Here is a 15,154-nt window from a genome sequence, read left to right as displayed (position 1 = left end):
GCTCCTCATTAAACAAATCGACCCAAAGCAGGGCTTCGGAGATTGCCTGTTGATGTCAAACCCATGTAAATTACTTGAACTTGTTTGCCAATGTAAGAATCTCTGTTCATCCACAAATCCTGTTCCTCTTCATCGTTTAAGCCATAAACACGAGAAACTTTATTAACTCCATTCACCATGCCTTCAACGGACATATAACTCACGTAACCCACTATTGGATTTTGCGTAAACCCAACGACAGTAAAGATTCCGCTTGTTATCCCCTTCACTTTAAGAAGATTGTCCGATCGCACCCCAGAATAAACTGAGTCCAGATTTCTGAGGATGATTCCTTCAGTTTCTCCAGAATTAAGAACGGTGGTTGCTTCATCCAGAACGCTTAGAGGTGTGTTCCGAATTAGTTTTTGAGGAATCAAACTAATCATTCCCTGTGCCGGAATGATTAGTTGCATGAAATTCATCATTTGTTGGGCTGTTAAGGTGGGATTTGTTGCCGCACCAACAGCAGAAACTCGGAATTCAACAGCAAATTTTTCATCAAGGTTGTATGTGGCTCGATCGCGAATTAATACCGTAAGCTCCTCGAAAGTTCTACCAGGGATGAACAGCTCACCGTCAAGGAAAGACAAATTGTTAGCGTCACAGATGGCACGGCAAGCTAACTCAAGTCGATCGAATCCCACAAATCGCGTGGTCAAAGTCTGGCTTCTTAATCCGCGTGAAATGCCGTCCCGGGTGTAAATACAACGAACTCCATTAAGCTTTGGGCTGCTTAACCAAAATCCAACCATGTATTCTTTAGCTGGATTGTAAGTATTTGGTACTTCTGCTACAAAAGTCATGGTTTTTCTTAGTTCACTGCCATGATGAAATTGCTGACGCATCGGACTTGTTCGTTCACGATTTTGTCAAACATAAGAGCCAAATCTCGGTTATTTGGTTGGAATCTCATCAATCCCCATTGACCAGTAGCAGCAATTGTTAAGTCAGGTTTGAAAATCAGTGCTGTGGAATGGAACCATGTATTAAACACAGTCGCTGGCATATTAGAACAGATAATCATGCCAGAAATGTTGGCATAATTTATCAGCACATCTACGTTAAGACGAACCAATTTCCCACAGGTTTGATAAGTTACGTTGCCTGTGACGTTCCACGATAAAGGCAACGAAATTGGCGCTGACCAAACAATTCCGGCTGGCCCGGCTGGACCAATAGCACCAGTATCTCCTTTCGGTCCGATCGCGCCAGTTGCACCAGTTGCACCAACAGCGCCGGCAACACCTTGAATTCCTTGAGCGCCCGCTGCACCAGTATCACCTTTCGGGCCCGCAACACCCTGAGCACCAGTGGCTCCCGCAGCGCCAGTTCCACCAGTAGCTCCGGCTTCACCTCTAGCACCAGTTGCACCCGCAGCGCCGGGAATTCCTTGCGCTCCAGTATCACCTTTGATTCCCTGAGCACCAGTCGCACCAGTTGCGCCAATATCACCTTTAGGACCGATCGCACCAGTTGCACCAGCGACACCTGGATTTCCTTGCGCTCCAGTTGCACCAGTCGCACCAGTCGCGCCAGTGGCTCCGGTTGCACCTGCTGAACCAGTATCACCTTTGAGTCCAGTCGGCCCTTGTGCTCCAGCGGGACCAGTTGCACCTTGAATTCCGGCAGCGCCAGTTGAACCAGTTGAACCGATCGCTCCTGTGTCACCTTTAGCTCCCGGAAGTCCTTGCAAACCTTGGTCGCCTTGTTTAGCTCCCAAAGTCCAGGCGATCGACGGCGGTGGATTATTGATGCTCGGCCCGGTGGCAATGTAACTGCTTCCGTTATGAGCAACAGCATCAAACATGGCGTATTGGAATGTTGGGCTCCAGTTTCCGCGCCAAATCAAGCCGGGTCGCCCTTGAGGACCTTGTGGCCCTGTTCCACCTTGTGGCCCAGTTGCACCAGCCGGCCCCATTTGACCAGTCGGGCCGATATCACCCGGTGTACCTTGAATTCCTTGCTCTCCACGTTCGCCGGGAGTGCCGGGATTACCTTGCAAACCTTGCGAACCCATTTCGCCTGGAATTCCTTGATCACCGCGATCGCCTTTTTGACCTGCGGGGCCGGTTAAGCCGATCGAACCTGTAGCGCCAGTAGCGCCCATATCGCCGGGAATTCCTTGATCACCACGATCGCCTTTTTGACCTTGCGGGCCCGTCAAACCGATCGAACCTGTAGCGCCAATATCGCCGGGAATTCCTTGATCGCCACGATCGCCTTTAGAACCTTGCGGGCCGGTTAAACCGATCGGACCAACAGGGCCGAGATCGCCAGCGATACCTTGATCGCCCCGATCACCTTTAGAACCTTGAGCACCAGTTAAACCGATCGGGCCCGTTGCGCCAGCTTCACCAACTAAACCTTGATCACCGCGATCACCTTTAGCACCCTGCGGGCCGGTTAAACCTTGATCACCAGTCGCACCGACCGTGCCGGGAATTCCTTGATCACCTCGATCGCCTTGTGGGCCTCTATCGCCTTGCGGGCCGGTTAAACCTGCCGGGCCCGTTGCGCCAATATCACCGGGAATTCCTTGGTCGCCACGATCGCCTTTTATTCCGGGACTGCCTTGTGGGCCGGTTAAGCCTGGATTTCCTTGAGAGCCAGTAGCGCCAACTAGACCTTGATCGCCTCGATCGCCTTTTTCACCAGCCGGACCGGTAGCGCCGGGATTACCAATCTCGCCTTTATCACCTTGCGGGCCGGCAATCCCAGGCACACCCTGTAAACCAGTAGCACCTTGAGCGCCCGGTTCACCTGGTAAACCACGACTGCCGGGTTCACCTTGAACGCCGGGATTTCCTTGAGGACCAGGTGAACCATCAGGGCCGGTCAAACCTTGAATGCCTTGAATTCCTTGACTGCCTGGTTCACCTTTTTCACCAGCAACACCGGGAGAACCTGCTACGCCAGCAGCACCGGGATTTCCTTGATCGCCTTTCTGGCCGATCGGACCGATCGCACCAGTCGCGCCAGCAGCACCGGCAATTCCTTGATCGCCTTTCTGACCTGGTGCTCCTGTTTCACCAGCCGGCCCGATCGCACCTGCTGTACCGGGTTCACCGGGAGCGCCGGGATTTCCTGGATCACCTTTAATACCCTGCGGGCCGGTAGCACCAGCCGGGCCGGTAGCACCGGGTGTACCTGCTGCACCGGGCATACCATCCGCACCAGTCGCGCCGGGATTCCCCTGAATTCCCTGAATCCCTTGAGCGCCAGGATTACCAGTTGCACCAGTTGCGCCTGTTGCGCCGGGAGTTCCAGGCTGACCAACATCACCGCGATCGCCTTTCTCGCCGGGAACGCCTTGAGGTCCGATCGGGCCAGCCGGGCCGGTTAAGCCGATCGGACCTTGTGGCCCAACGATTGCCGGCTCTGGAGGAATAAGAGAAACCTCACGAGAAGCGGTAGCAACAACACTCGTGCCAACCATCAAATCAGCGCGTAGAGTTCCATTTTGTGTGATGGCTGTCTCGAATGGAATCCAAGGAGATTCTTTGATAATTGTGCCATTGAGAGTGAAACGGACAAAAGAGTTAGTTGGCGGATATGCTACATCAGCAACTACTACAGTTTGTCCTGAGTAAAGAACAGGAGCGCGTAAGGCAATTGTTGGAGCATTGACCTTGACTTCAAAATTGATTTGAGCGGTCGATCGAACTGTAACTGGAGCTGTTCCAGAAATATCCTCGACTTCAATTAGGTGAACACCTGCGGTATTAATTGGAATCGACATTCCAAATTGATAGATAGGTGCAGCAGTAGTTCCTACATTTGTGGCTGTGGTATCTGTCCCAACAACTACACCATTTAATTTGAAACGAACATCGGTATTGGTGTTAGTGTCAGTGACTGCTGTAACGGGGAGAGAATAGGGCAATCCTCCGACTTGAATGCTGGGTTGAGTGGGAGATGTGATTCTAATTGGCATTAGCTTAACCGCCTAAAATTTGATAGACAAACAATCCCTTTCTTGGCATCGGCGTACCAAGAAAGAGATTACTGAAGCAAGGCTGAAACTAGCTTTGAGAGAGAAGAATTTGGGTTTCGCGCTTAACAATCCCGCGTCTGGTGGGGAATCAGGTCTGAATCAAAAGAGTCTGAGCGATAATAACCTCAAGCTCCATTGACTCTCCGACAATCATCAGACTGGTGTAAGCGTCGGGAGTGGGACTAGCATCATCAGAAACCCGGATAACTTTGGGGTTTTGTAGCTGGCTGAAAACTTGGTAAAGTTCAGTCAGGTATTCGATAGCTTCGATCGGCATTAAAATGCCAAAAACCGCCTCTGCCGGAACAGTTCCGTCCATCGTCAAACCTTGATTCTGGGTAACTGTCGCTAACTCGGTCAGCGCATTTCTAATCAAAGGCTGGAAGAGTTCATCAAGGGTTTGATAAGAAATTGCCCGATTTGCCGGAGCTTTGTAAGTAGGGGCTTCGGGATTCAGCGCCTTGATTGCAGCTCTTCGCATTGAAGCATCTCTGGAAAGGATAGCTACGTCATCCAAAGGCTGTTTCGCTCTTCTAATTGCCAGCAATGAATCGCCTTCGGATTGAGGCCAGAAATTGTAATCGGCAATTGTCGATCGCAATAGTTTTGTGGCTAGTCCTGCTGTTAACACCATGTCCGTAATCAACTAATAAATTATTTTTAGTTTATATCCCTTTCCTTGTTTTGAGTTTATAGACTAAAAACTTGACTTTTATCCCCGTTTGTTATAGAGATAAAAGCCAAAAACGTCAATTGGATTCTGACCAATTAACTACAATAACAGAGACAGAATCTTTGGCGAAATTATTAGCTTTGAAGTTTTGCTGTAGAGTTGCAACTACTTGTTCTGCTTTTTCCTTACACTCAAAGAAATAGGCTTCTTCAAAATCAGTAATCCATTCAGGAGTTTCATAGTTAGCCAAGAACATAATGCTACCATGTTAGGTGGCAGCACCCAGCGAATAATAGGCGTAACAGATAACAAATCTGTGCTGAATCAAAGAAGGTGAATCAGCATTAGCATTGGAAACGGGGGAATTGAGCATAAAAAAACCAGTAGCGAACTGGTAAACTGCTGCTGTTAGGTAAAAAACTAGGAAACAAGAGGCTTGAAAGTGTTAATTCTTGTCCAATCGAAAGTATTTCCGATGTAACTGTCGAACAAATGACTGTCACCGCGAAACAAAACCTTGTTGGCAGGAAACCAATGACTTTCGCCACTACAATATCGAACTAAGATAAAGGAATGGGAGTAACAGGGGACGATCGGTAATTCAATTGCACCAACCGCCCAACCTGGACACCAAACATTTCCATAGTGAAAGAAACAGTCTTTTGGTTCAGAAAACCAAGTAATGTGTTCTTGAGTGATTTTTAAGGTTTCCATAGAATCACCAGATAATTGGCTTAAAACTGTTGATTTTCTCCCAATCGAAAGCATTTGCTGCGTAAGTATCGAAAAGGTGAGTTTGACGATGATTGCCCCCTCGAATGGCAACATTTTTAGCAGAAACCCAATGGCAGCCACCTTCAACATCACGAACCAAAGTCAAGCAACGGGAATAGCTAGTAGGGATAGGAAGCTCAATTTGACCGATCGCCCACCCAGGACACCAATTAGAGGGATTGTACAAGAAGAAACAATCTTTGGGTTTCAGAAACAAATCAATGTGTTTCTGAGAGGTTTTTTGTTTTTCCATCGTTTCTACCGTTTCCATCGTTTGTGTTTCTCTTCAATTCAATTTCTGCAACAGCTTGATTGAAAGCTTCATCGGTAGGTTTTTCAATGATACCAATCAAACAAAACCATCGGAGTTGGATAGTACGTCCGCCTCGGCAAATAGTTTTTTCCGCGCTGTGGCATAAGTGCTGGGAGCCGCCATTGAGGAGTTGATCGTAATAGTATGTGAGTCGTTTGGGGGGGGAGGTCGATCGGTTTTTTCCCACCAAACGGACAGGAATAGCAGCAGTTTGCTGGTACATTGTAAGCACTTAAATCTCTTGCCATGTGTTTTAGGGTTAGTATGAGTTCTGACCTCCCAGTAGAATGAGAGGTCAGTGGTCAGTAGTTAAACAGATTCTGCAATTTTATATGCTGCTAGATAGGTTGCCTCGGTACTTTGGGGGCGCTTCCCTTCTATCTGGTCGCTTATTGCTAGGGCTATTTTTATCCTTTGAGCTTCGGTTGGTGATGGAAGCACTTGGTTCTGAAAATAGTATCCAGCAGTGGAATCAAAGAATCTGTTGAGGTCAGTTTCATATTTCAGAAACTTTACTAATTTCTCTAGATTCATGAGTTTTCCGATTGAGCTTTCAGATCGTGCCTACTTTCGGACAGTCTGGAAAATGTCGAACGTCCCGAAATGAACAGAGATATCTGTTGGGATTTTATGTCCGGTTCAACTCTTTTTTGGATTGATAAAGAATGATGATGATAGATTCTCATAGTTAAAGAGCAAAAACATCATCACCCCAAAGCGAAGCATAATGGTTTTCTTTCGCCCTGGATTGTTAGCTCGTAAGAAGCGCAAAAGCTGACGTAGCATTTCTTTATAAATTGCTGTGATTTGGTTCGATTTGTTATGAAGAGCTAAGAATCGATCGAATAGATAGGCAACGTGAAGGCAACGGTTTCCGAAACTTGGCTAAATAAACCTTCATTTACATCAAAAAACTAAGGAATCTGTAACAGAATCTCCAAATTCTCCTAATTTCCATTCATGAATTCTCTAGTTTTTTAAAGAATCACGGTCATCAGTTTGGTATAGTTGTGACAGTAGCAGTTCCATATTTGGAGACATTACTACCGGGAGCGTGATGTTTGGTATAATTCCATTGAGCTAAACTTGACAGCAGCGATCGTTCAACAATCTTTAAATCCGTGGAGCCACTCGAACTTTTCCCTGAATTTAAATCCAAAGCCAGAACCCCGAAATCTCCTCAATTAACGATGAGTTCTGATGCGCTAAAAAGCTGGAAACAGCGCATTTTTGAACACCAACAATCTGAAGGCACTGACCAACCGCGACAGGGAAGTCTATTCGAGCTCGCACCCAATCCCTGTGACTCTAACAGCATCGACCCGTTTACCCTGGAATTACACAATCTTTCCTTCTGCGAAAAACCGGATTGGGGTGATCGTACTTGCCTCTACTTCGTTATCGACAACGAACTCCCCTTGGTGCTGTATATAGGAGAAACAGACCGTACTCCCAAGCAACGATGGATGAGCCACGATTGTCACAGCTACATTGCCAACTACATCGAATTGCATCGGCGTTATTCTCTGGGTGTGAGTGTAGCCATAGCATTTTGGTACGGAGCGCCGAGCAATCGGAAACAGCGGCTACAGTTAGAGTCCGAGCTTATCTACAAATGGCGATCGCCTTTCAACAAAGAATGCTGGCAGTGGTGGGGGCAACCGTTCGGGAAGTAAAACTGCTGCAATTTGGTATTTTAAAGTTAGAAACGATAGAGGAACAATCAGCCATCCCCGAATCAAATATGGATCGATTTGAATTTCAGCTAGCCATGCTGCAACAAGGAGCAGAGGAACTAGAGAAAAAAATAGCTAATTTCAGTACGATTTTGCAGCAGGTAAAAACGGCAGCTATTACCATTTGGGTAGCGTTAATTGGTTGGGTGTTTGCCAGCAAAATAAATGCGTTAACTCCGCTGGGATACGTTATAATTTTTGGTTTTTGGTTTTTAGAAGCTACATATTGGAGAGTACAATTTTATTATATGCAAAGAGCCGCTGAAGTTACTGAGTTCTTGAATGATGAAAGGGCTTTAGATGAAAGTTTTAATACTGGTTCTATACCCAAAGGTTTAGTTCACCCGCTCGGTTCTTTGAAAATATTTAAAATGCCTTCTTTAGGGAGAGCTATGGGTGCTCCATCAATCTATATTTTTTATACCTTTTTGTTGGCTGTTAATTCAGTCGTTTGGTTGATAAGCCTTAAAACAGCTCTTTAAGTGGGCGAGTTCCGAACGTGCGCTCGACCGAAGAATATCTTTCATCCCAACTAACTAGAACTAGACGCATCTCCACCTACCAATGAAAAAATACATCAACCTCGCCACCGCCCTCATCGCATCACTCAAGCCCAAATCCAAAATACCTATAATCGACACTTACGGTGAATCCACGCTTAACCAAGACGAGCAGCAAGCTCTTATGGAATGGCTCTTTGCTAGTTTGATGGGTGCGGGCTACTTCGGCAAAGCTCACCTCATCTGGGATGATGGCAAAGACAGAGAGCGGGAGATATTTACGGCATTGATGAGAAACGAGCCGATATTCCTGTACCGCCAGGGAACGCGATCTACCCCAACGGTTGAAGGATATCGCTGGCGGCTGATTGGCGAACATCCGAGTTTGAGGGTGTATGAGTTGGAGATGGAGGCTGAAGGAGATTGAGGACGATCGATATCGTGACCGACGAAGAAAGTTGCCAAGGTTGCCGTGACGTAACTAAACACCAAAACTCACCCAGCGTCATCACCACAGGCAGTTTTAGGAGTTTCAGAATTCCCAGAGCGATCGCCTCGAAGCCCGCTGTAGCAACACCAACTGTACAATCACAGTAAAGCTGAGGAACCACCGCAATCATGACCGACTCGATCGCCACCCAACTCAAACAAGCTTCCGAGGGCTTACTCTTCGGAAGCGAAACCGATGCCCCCTTCGAGGTCATTCATTGGCCGACACAGGGAGAGCTAACCCCGCCGAAACTCTTGCAACTCACCGAACATTCACCCGATGCTTCAGTCGAAGTAGTAACAGTCGATGAGTTCTTTGATGCCGCCACCCAAGAAGAAGATTGGCACGATGAAGAAGAACGCGAAACAGTGAAGCACTTTCAGAACTTAGTGAGCGTCTTGAAGCAGAACCTATCGCAGTTGCAGGTTTACCGAGTGGGCAGCATTGAGATTGATGCGTACATCATTGGAGTGACGGACGGTGGCGGAGTGGCGGGGCTGTCTACGAAACTGGTCGAGACTTGATTGCAACAGACAGGTCAGCGTTGGCTAGTTCACTCATCTCATTACATAGCACCCATAATTAGAGTCAGGAACAGAGGTTGTAATATGAGCGCGCTTGGCAAAGTAATTAGTTGGCTTGCTTCTCTTTACTGTTTAGTTATGCTAGGAATTTTATTATTCCTCTCTTACACAGAGGGCAAGCCATTCCAGATGGGTATTATAGCTTCCTTTTTTATGTTCCTAATTGTTTTTCCTCCCCTCTGGTCTTACCTTGATCGAGAATATAATTTCAGGATTAACTGGCTAATCAAGTTTTTTCTATTCATCGCTTCTTACGGATTCCTAATGCTAAATGTTAATGCAGTTGGTTAAAAGTCTCAAGCAAAAAAGTAAGTTTTATCCTTTTTTTACTGACTGTCCACTTTGCTTTCAATCACCTGCTGAACCTGGGGCGGGACATTAGATAAGAAATTTAGCCCCGTCTCGCGTTCAACTCTTGCTACGGGAACTCGAAAGCTTTTCCATCCTTTCCCCTTGACGCTGGCATCGTTGGGCATCATCACGGCGATCGTCCTCGTGTTGGTCGTAATTCCCTGCATCCCCAATCCTTGTTGGTTGAGAACCACGATAACTTTCCAATTCCTTGCGGGCACAGCAATCTTCTCCTTCCTGCCAATGCTGCCTTTCCTCCCTACGGGCCCCGCTACGATGTAAAGTTCTTTGCCCTGTGCCACCAATTCCCGGCAATACTCTTCCAAGTCACCCCACACGCCTCTGTTAACTTCTGGTACTTGCGGCATCATATTGGTCATCAGGAATGTGCTGCTGTTGTCCGCTTCGTTGCGGGTGCGATCGGCACTGGGTGCAATGTGTCCCCGGTCATAGCCGCTTCCCATGTAATCGCTCGGTCGCACTTTGTACCAATCAGCGGGCAGGGAATCATCGGGGCGGAAGTTGTCTTGACGATCGGCTGCTCCAATCCAAGAGCGGTTCAGTTGCCACGAAACCCAGTTGGCGGTCTTAGTTTTACTGTTGTAGCTCATCACGTACTGGGGCTTCACCAGTAAATAGTTGTCGATGCTGGCAATGCTAGGAACGGCATTGCTGGGATTTCCCAGGAGTAAGTTGCGGTTATTGGTGGCTGAGCTGATGGGTTCTCTGGTGCTTGATTTTGGTTGCTGCACCCTTGGTTTTTCACGACCAATTTGAGGAAGTCGAGACGGCGGTGATGGCTCAGTCAAGTTGCAGCCGCTAATAATCCCTAACAAAATCAGAGCGATCGCCCCCCGTTGCCACAAATTCTTCACTCTCAACCGCTCCTCTTACATCTTCCATGCCAAGCTTATCAGCAGCTTGCCACTTAACAAAAAGAATACAGCACCGCTAGTCGTATCTTAAAAGACGAAGCAAATGTTCTGTCGTATCTTAAAATACGACGAGGCAAACTTTCTGTCGTATCTTAAAATACGACTTTTCTGAGTGAAGTTATGGCAAAGCAGAAAATTATTATTGGGATTTTAGCCAATGCAGGCGGGGTTGGGAAAACAACGTTAGCAGTACATCTAGCCTACGAGATATGCAAGCGAGGACTCACAGTAGCTTTAATCGACCTCGACCCTCAACGAGCTTTAGATGTATTCTGTGGCTTACCGAACGCAGAAGTTGAAAACACAGTTGTCCGAGTGTTTGACAAAGACTTCGACGGAAATTGGCCCTTGGTTTCGGCTTGGAACCATCCCGATATCGAAATCTGTCAAGGTCATCCCGCTACCGCACAGGTGGCAAGCGATTTAGTCATTCGGAGACGCGGTGAGTACGTGCTAGCCGATCGCTTAAAGAGCCATCCTCTGCGCCACGATGTGATCATCTTAGACTGCCCTGCCACCATTGGAATCATTTGCGAAAATGCAGTTGCGGCTGCCACCGGCATACTAATTCCCCTTCAGTTAGAGATGAAATCTGTTTCCGGCGTAGCTGACTTGACGCAGTGGTTGATTGGAATTGCTGACGACTTAAAGCTAGAACCACGCCCTCCAGTCTTAGGCTTAGTTCCCAGCTTATATGACAACAGCCGCGCCATTCACCGCCAGTACCTCCAGCAGTTACCTGAAGTCGCCCAACAACTGCGAGTAAAACTATACCCGCAGATTCGAGATTCCTCAGAATTCAAGAATGCGAGCGCCAACGGTCTGCCTTTACAAAAATACCGCCCAGCCCATCCCGCTTGCAAAGACTTCAAATCGATCGCTGACGACCTCGTTACCTTAGTGAAGAAAGGAAAACTTTAATGGGTAAACTTCCTAAAATAAACGAACGCTTTGCGGGTGCTTATCAAGCGGCTGACCAAGCCGAACGGATTGCCCAATTACAAGCTGAAGTAGAGAGGCTGCGAGCTACACCATCTCCAGAGCTAGAGCAACAAATGGCAGCTTTGCGAGAGCAACTGAAAGCGCAGTCGGGTGAATTAGAAGTAGCTGTAGATTTAATTGACCCCAATCACTACCAACCTCGCCAGACAATTACACCGGAAAGCATTCAAACTTTGGCTCGGAGTTTGGCTCACGACGGGCAAATTACTCCACTAATCGTCATTCCTCAAAGTGAAAGATACTTGTTATGGGACGGACAGCGCCGTTGGGAAGCGGCTAAACAGTTGGGTTGGAAAACAATGCGGGCTGTCACTGCCCCCATGCCTCAAGATTTACATCGCAAAGCGCTGTTGACGTTTATCCATCACGAAGACCTCAACCCCTTGGATAAGGCTGAGGCGATTATTCAGGAAATAGCTACCACTACCGGCCGTGAGGCTGAAGAGATTTCTACTGTACTGTCAACAGTGTTGCGGCGTTTGGAGCGTTCGTCTCAGGCTCATCAACTGACTGCCCTCGTGACGGCTGCGACAGAAGAACAGCAGCAAGGAGTGAAATCTTTGGGAGTGAGCGAAACGGAGGAAAAGTTGCTGTTAGCTTTGTTGGATTTAGCTTTAAATCCCGCTTCGGTGAAAGCTAACTTGATTCCTATGTTGTCCCTGCCAAAGGATTTGAAGACAGCAATTCGAGAGCAAGGGCTGAAAGGAGCGCACGCTTTAGCTTTGACGGTTTTATCTCCTAAGACTTTAAAGACTTCTGAGCGTCAGGCTAAGAAGGAAAGGATGGAAGCGACTAACCAAGTGATTGAGCAAGATTTGACGGTAGCGAAGACTCGCGAATTGGTGGGACAGATCAAGGCTAAATACCTAAAATCAGTCACTTCTGAGTCGAAAGAAGTCACAACATTGGTGCGGGGGGTTAAGAAGTTATCGAAAGTAGTGATGGTTTCGACGAGCGCCGAACAACTGACGGAGTTGCGCCAAGTTTTACAACAAAAGCTTTCGGAAATTGATGAAATTTTGAGATGATACTAAGCGGGAGTTTCTTGGTATATGCTGACCCAGGGCTTAAAACCGCTAGAGCTTCATGAGGATAGGTACATATTGACCAAAGGCTTAACACTGCTACAGCTTCATCAGGATATACCAATTTCCTGCTTCAGAACGTCAAATCTCTATAACTGCGTGTTTGTACAGACGTATCAAAGCAAAAAGGGAATTAAGGTAGAGATAGAGGTGGATTTTTATGCGAGACGCTATAGGGTGATCGAAACGCGATCGCAACTCGCTCTTGATTCTGCTGCATCTACGGCTTGTTTGACTGCAATATCACACCTAAATAAAATCCCATGAAAATCAATCGCAAAGTATCTAAAGCCCTAACTGTAAGTTTTTTAGCTTTATTTACTGTCTCACTCACAGAAAATAGCTGGGGACACTCAGGTGGCACTAATGCCCAGGGATGTCATAACAGTAGCAGTGGATACCATTGTCACAATTCTGGTTCAGGGTCTGGTTCCCCTGGTTCAGGGTCTGGTTCCCCTGGTTCCGGGTCTGGTTCATCCGGTTCCGGGTCTGGTTCGTCTGGTTATGGGTCAGAAGGCATTTGCTTAACGTATAACGACTGTATTAATCGGGGAGAAAAACAGCTTAATTCAAATGCTGCTCAGGCTCTCAGCTATTTTCAACAAGCTTTACTCCTCAAACCGAAAGATATAAAAGCATTTACCCAAATTAACATTATCGAACCTTACGTGATGGAAATACGAGGTAATTGCCCAACTTTCCAAACCTGCATGAGTTTAGGATACACGGCAGTGAAAAAGCAAGAATACCAAACTGCATTAGTCAATTTCAAGCGGGCATTAGCGTTTAATTTAGGAAACAAAAACGCTGTTGAAGCAATTGGAAATGTTTCTCGCTCTATCCAACAATCACGCAATTGATATAAACCCTTTAAAACCTTTAAACCCGCTACACTGTGACTGTGACGGGTTTTCTGTAAGTGCCAGCTTCTTAAAAACATCAAGCATTTATAGCGGTTATTAGTCACATGAGGGAGATTTTTGAATCTAAAAACTTTACCATTAAAGGAATTCAACATACCTCAATATAGTGAGAAATGCTATAGGTTGCGATTAATTCTTTGAATCGGTCGGACGTAATTTGTATTAGCTCTGACCCAGCAGCGAAATCGACTGAATGAAGTACCAACCCATAGCCAAGGTTTTCCCCGTCGGTCAAGAGAAATTCCAACAGTATCAAATCTTTCTCCAGGTGGCATAACCCTATCAACTGGCAACTCAAGCATATCCAGTCGGTTACTCGGACCAGTCCTATCTTGACAGCGAACATTCAAACCTTCTGGATCTACGGCTTCCCACACAAAAGGCATGACTACACTATTTCCGTTGACAATGCGGTAGTCTCCATTTTTGTCAGCCTCTGGATATGCGTTGGGATTTTGAACTTGGAGCAAGGGAGTAGCGACACTCCCACCAGAAAAAGAAGGAAAGAAAACTCCGGCAGTGAAGATTAGACGAATCCCAAGATTTTTGAACATAAGAATGATATATCTCACCTGACCAAGAAACCCTATACATCTGAAGGTTTAACGTAAAAAAGCTAGACCCGCAACCGCTCTAACCTTGCCAACACTCCGACCGTGGCAACAGCGCTAGACCTGCGAATCGTGGCAGCCGTGGCAGCGCTCCGACCGTGCCAACCATCGAATCACCCCAACAGCCACCACAACGCGCTAGATTGTGCATTTTGGAGCCGTGCCAGATACGCAAGGCATCAGAGCGATCGACACGAGGCGATCGGCGCTTTAATTTGGTTTAGGTTGATTTTGCTTGACTTATTCTGATTTTCTTGGTTTAGGTTGATTTTTGTTCAGTTTCTGACAGCCAAAGGCGATTTTCCTGACAGCCAAAGGCGATCGCCATCCTTGTCCGAGTGATATGTCAAGTCAAGTTGCTTCTCATCTGCGAAATAGCTTGGTTCAATCCTTCACTGTGAATCCAGCCTACGAAGCCACCGTAAATCATTTTGCCATCGCGATCGGCTAAAAAAATGTGGTCAACGCCGAGGGGGTTTTTCCAAGCCCTAACCGCTGTTCCATCCCTAAGTCTCATAATCGGATTGGAGCTGTTAAAATCCCTGTGGTGTGCTGGTGTCATCCCTGGGACAGCTTCTAAAATGGCGCGAGCCTCCCTGGTAACATCTGAAAGGTTTGCAGCGCTGGCTGCTGAACAGCCACATCCATCTGTCACGGTTTGCTTGAGCCTTTCTTTGATATCGCCATCAAACAGGGATAATTGCTCAATCTCATCTAAAAGTTTCCCGTGTGGCTCAGATAAGCGCCTTTGGCAATAAATTGCTGTCAGCAAGTCCTCTAACCCTACTTTTGTTAAGGCATCTGCAATTAACCCCGTCAAACCTAGTACGGCCATGCCTCCGAGCATTCCTGCCGGGCCACCTAGAAATGCTAGAGCTGCTGTGATTGCAGCCTACAAGCACCAATGGCTGAGAGTTTACTGCTTTACTCACGGGGGTGACAACCCGCCAGATTTGCTTGTGTACCAGATGCAAATCTGGCGGTAGAAAAACTGGTTTTTTATGCCCAATTGTTGATTCAATCGTTTAAATCATTAGCAGGATCGTTTCAATTGTATTATTTTAGTTCAGCAGTCAGATTTTTCCACTAAATTTGTGTAATATAAAAACAGGTAAGCGCTAGATACTCACCTTCTGGCTTTCCT

Annotated in this window: 18 protein-coding genes; 8 read left to right on the top strand and 10 right to left on the bottom strand. The window is 46.9% G+C overall.

The features are described from left to right. Nucleotides 1-8: 8 nt before the first annotated feature. The 7 genes from QUB44_RS09850 to QUB44_RS09820 all read right to left on the bottom strand — a co-directional run bounded on the left by QUB44_RS09850 (nucleotide 9) and on the right by QUB44_RS09820 (nucleotide 6,327). Complete coding sequence (locus QUB44_RS09850; protein ID WP_333366159.1) at nucleotides 9-842, bottom strand: hypothetical protein; 834 nt, start codon at nucleotides 840-842, stop codon at nucleotides 9-11. An 8-nt stretch (nucleotides 843-850) separates the two neighbouring features. After that, on the bottom strand, nucleotides 851-3,973 hold the full coding sequence (locus tag QUB44_RS09845; RefSeq protein ID WP_333366156.1) for a hypothetical protein: 3,123 nt from the start codon (nucleotides 3,971-3,973) through the stop codon (nucleotides 851-853). A 148-nt stretch (nucleotides 3,974-4,121) separates the two neighbouring features. Further along, nucleotides 4,122-4,667, bottom strand: a complete 546-nt coding sequence (locus tag QUB44_RS09840) for a hypothetical protein (protein ID WP_333366154.1) — start codon at nucleotides 4,665-4,667, stop codon at nucleotides 4,122-4,124. Nucleotides 4,668-4,782: 115 nt separating this feature from the next. Continuing rightward, nucleotides 4,783-4,956, bottom strand: a complete 174-nt coding sequence (locus QUB44_RS09835; protein WP_333366153.1) for a hypothetical protein — start codon at nucleotides 4,954-4,956, stop codon at nucleotides 4,783-4,785. Between the two features lie 170 nt (nucleotides 4,957-5,126). Next, nucleotides 5,127-5,420, bottom strand: a complete 294-nt coding sequence (locus QUB44_RS09830) for a hypothetical protein (RefSeq protein WP_333366150.1) — start codon at nucleotides 5,418-5,420, stop codon at nucleotides 5,127-5,129. A gap of 4 nt (nucleotides 5,421-5,424) precedes the next feature. After that, nucleotides 5,425-5,751: a hypothetical protein gene (locus QUB44_RS09825; RefSeq protein ID WP_333366148.1), complete on the bottom strand. Its 327-nt coding sequence runs from the start codon at nucleotides 5,749-5,751 to the stop codon at nucleotides 5,425-5,427. Between the two features lie 351 nt (nucleotides 5,752-6,102). Beyond that, on the bottom strand, nucleotides 6,103-6,327 hold the full coding sequence (locus QUB44_RS09820) for a hypothetical protein (protein WP_333174158.1): 225 nt from the start codon (nucleotides 6,325-6,327) through the stop codon (nucleotides 6,103-6,105). A gap of 656 nt (nucleotides 6,328-6,983) precedes the next feature. Here QUB44_RS09820 and QUB44_RS09815 point away from each other — a divergent pair. The 5 genes from QUB44_RS09815 to QUB44_RS09795 all read left to right on the top strand — a co-directional run bounded on the left by QUB44_RS09815 (nucleotide 6,984) and on the right by QUB44_RS09795 (nucleotide 9,043). Next, complete coding sequence (locus tag QUB44_RS09815) at nucleotides 6,984-7,469, top strand: GIY-YIG nuclease family protein (protein ID WP_333366144.1); 486 nt, start codon at nucleotides 6,984-6,986, stop codon at nucleotides 7,467-7,469. Then, nucleotides 7,409-8,011: a hypothetical protein gene (locus tag QUB44_RS09810; protein ID WP_333366140.1), complete on the top strand. Its 603-nt coding sequence runs from the start codon at nucleotides 7,409-7,411 to the stop codon at nucleotides 8,009-8,011. The genes QUB44_RS09815 and QUB44_RS09810 overlap by 61 nt, the downstream gene beginning before the upstream one ends. 82 nt (nucleotides 8,012-8,093) lie before the next feature. Beyond that, nucleotides 8,094-8,456, top strand: a complete 363-nt coding sequence (locus QUB44_RS09805) for a hypothetical protein (RefSeq protein WP_333366138.1) — start codon at nucleotides 8,094-8,096, stop codon at nucleotides 8,454-8,456. A gap of 14 nt (nucleotides 8,457-8,470) precedes the next feature. After that, a complete protein-coding gene (locus tag QUB44_RS09800; RefSeq protein ID WP_333366136.1) occupies nucleotides 8,471-8,626 on the top strand; it encodes a hypothetical protein in 156 nt (51 codons plus the stop codon). Between the two features lie 21 nt (nucleotides 8,627-8,647). Then, entirely contained in the window at nucleotides 8,648-9,043 is a 396-nt protein-coding gene (locus tag QUB44_RS09795) for a nuclease A inhibitor family protein (protein WP_333366133.1), read from the top strand. 386 nt (nucleotides 9,044-9,429) lie between these two features. On the opposite strand, the gene QUB44_RS09790 is transcribed toward QUB44_RS09795, so the two are convergent. Next, entirely contained in the window at nucleotides 9,430-10,329 is a 900-nt protein-coding gene (locus QUB44_RS09790) for a DNA/RNA non-specific endonuclease (RefSeq protein ID WP_333366131.1), read from the bottom strand. Between the two features lie 180 nt (nucleotides 10,330-10,509). Here QUB44_RS09790 and QUB44_RS09785 point away from each other — a divergent pair, with 180 nt between their 5' ends. From QUB44_RS09785 to QUB44_RS09775, 3 genes are all read left to right on the top strand, one after another. Next, nucleotides 10,510-11,310, top strand: a complete 801-nt coding sequence (locus QUB44_RS09785) for a ParA family protein (protein ID WP_333366128.1) — start codon at nucleotides 10,510-10,512, stop codon at nucleotides 11,308-11,310. After that, nucleotides 11,310-12,419, top strand: coding sequence for a ParB/RepB/Spo0J family partition protein (locus QUB44_RS09780; protein WP_333366125.1), 1,110 nt, complete (start codon nucleotides 11,310-11,312; stop codon nucleotides 12,417-12,419). Before QUB44_RS09785 ends, QUB44_RS09780 begins: the two co-directional genes overlap by 1 nt. A gap of 320 nt (nucleotides 12,420-12,739) precedes the next feature. After that, nucleotides 12,740-13,336, top strand: a complete 597-nt coding sequence (locus QUB44_RS09775; protein WP_194060177.1) for a hypothetical protein — start codon at nucleotides 12,740-12,742, stop codon at nucleotides 13,334-13,336. 179 nt (nucleotides 13,337-13,515) lie between these two features. Here QUB44_RS09775 and QUB44_RS09770 read toward each other — a convergent pair whose 3' ends face one another. Then, the gene (locus QUB44_RS09770; protein WP_333366120.1) at nucleotides 13,516-13,953 is read right to left on the bottom strand and encodes a hypothetical protein; all 438 of its coding nucleotides are present in this window, start codon (nucleotides 13,951-13,953) and stop codon (nucleotides 13,516-13,518) included. A 403-nt stretch (nucleotides 13,954-14,356) separates the two neighbouring features. After that, a complete protein-coding gene (locus QUB44_RS09765; protein WP_333366117.1) occupies nucleotides 14,357-14,857 on the bottom strand; it encodes a hypothetical protein in 501 nt (166 codons plus the stop codon). Nucleotides 14,858-15,154: the final 297 nt, after the last annotated feature.

The sequence above is a fragment of the Microcoleus sp. AT3-D2 genome (genome assembly GCF_036705715.1).
GTDB lineage: Bacteria > Cyanobacteriota > Cyanobacteriia > Cyanobacteriales > Microcoleaceae > Microcoleus.
The sequence above is the reverse complement of the archived record's forward strand: the minus strand, read 5'-3'. Positions and strand labels throughout refer to the sequence as shown.

What these genes read in the sequence shown, in the direction of transcription:
- QUB44_RS09840 (WP_333366154.1), bottom strand. Translation starts at nt 4,667, where the DNA reads ATGGTGTTAACAGCAGGACTAGCCACAAAACTATTGCGATCGACAATT.
- QUB44_RS09815 (WP_333366144.1), top strand. Translation starts at nt 6,984, where the DNA reads ATGAGTTCTGATGCGCTAAAAAGCTGGAAACAGCGCATTTTTGAACAC.
- QUB44_RS09830 (WP_333366150.1), bottom strand. Translation starts at nt 5,420, where the DNA reads ATGGAAACCTTAAAAATCACTCAAGAACACATTACTTGGTTTTCTGAA.
- QUB44_RS09845 (WP_333366156.1), bottom strand. Translation starts at nt 3,973, where the DNA reads ATGCCAATTAGAATCACATCTCCCACTCAACCCAGCATTCAAGTCGGA.
- QUB44_RS09850 (WP_333366159.1), bottom strand. Translation starts at nt 842, where the DNA reads ATGACTTTTGTAGCAGAAGTACCAAATACTTACAATCCAGCTAAAGAA.
- QUB44_RS09785 (WP_333366128.1), top strand. Translation starts at nt 10,510, where the DNA reads ATGGCAAAGCAGAAAATTATTATTGGGATTTTAGCCAATGCAGGCGGG.
- QUB44_RS09805 (WP_333366138.1), top strand. Translation starts at nt 8,094, where the DNA reads ATGAAAAAATACATCAACCTCGCCACCGCCCTCATCGCATCACTCAAG.
- QUB44_RS09765 (WP_333366117.1), bottom strand. Translation starts at nt 14,857, where the DNA reads ATGCTCGGAGGCATGGCCGTACTAGGTTTGACGGGGTTAATTGCAGAT.
- QUB44_RS09780 (WP_333366125.1), top strand. Translation starts at nt 11,310, where the DNA reads ATGGGTAAACTTCCTAAAATAAACGAACGCTTTGCGGGTGCTTATCAA.
- QUB44_RS09770 (WP_333366120.1), bottom strand. Translation starts at nt 13,953, where the DNA reads ATGTTCAAAAATCTTGGGATTCGTCTAATCTTCACTGCCGGAGTTTTC.
- QUB44_RS09795 (WP_333366133.1), top strand. Translation starts at nt 8,648, where the DNA reads ATGACCGACTCGATCGCCACCCAACTCAAACAAGCTTCCGAGGGCTTA.
- QUB44_RS09810 (WP_333366140.1), top strand. Translation starts at nt 7,409, where the DNA reads ATGGCGATCGCCTTTCAACAAAGAATGCTGGCAGTGGTGGGGGCAACC.
- QUB44_RS09825 (WP_333366148.1), bottom strand. Translation starts at nt 5,751, where the DNA reads ATGGAAACGGTAGAAACGATGGAAAAACAAAAAACCTCTCAGAAACAC.
- QUB44_RS09775 (WP_194060177.1), top strand. Translation starts at nt 12,740, where the DNA reads ATGAAAATCAATCGCAAAGTATCTAAAGCCCTAACTGTAAGTTTTTTA.
- QUB44_RS09820 (WP_333174158.1), bottom strand. Translation starts at nt 6,327, where the DNA reads ATGAATCTAGAGAAATTAGTAAAGTTTCTGAAATATGAAACTGACCTC.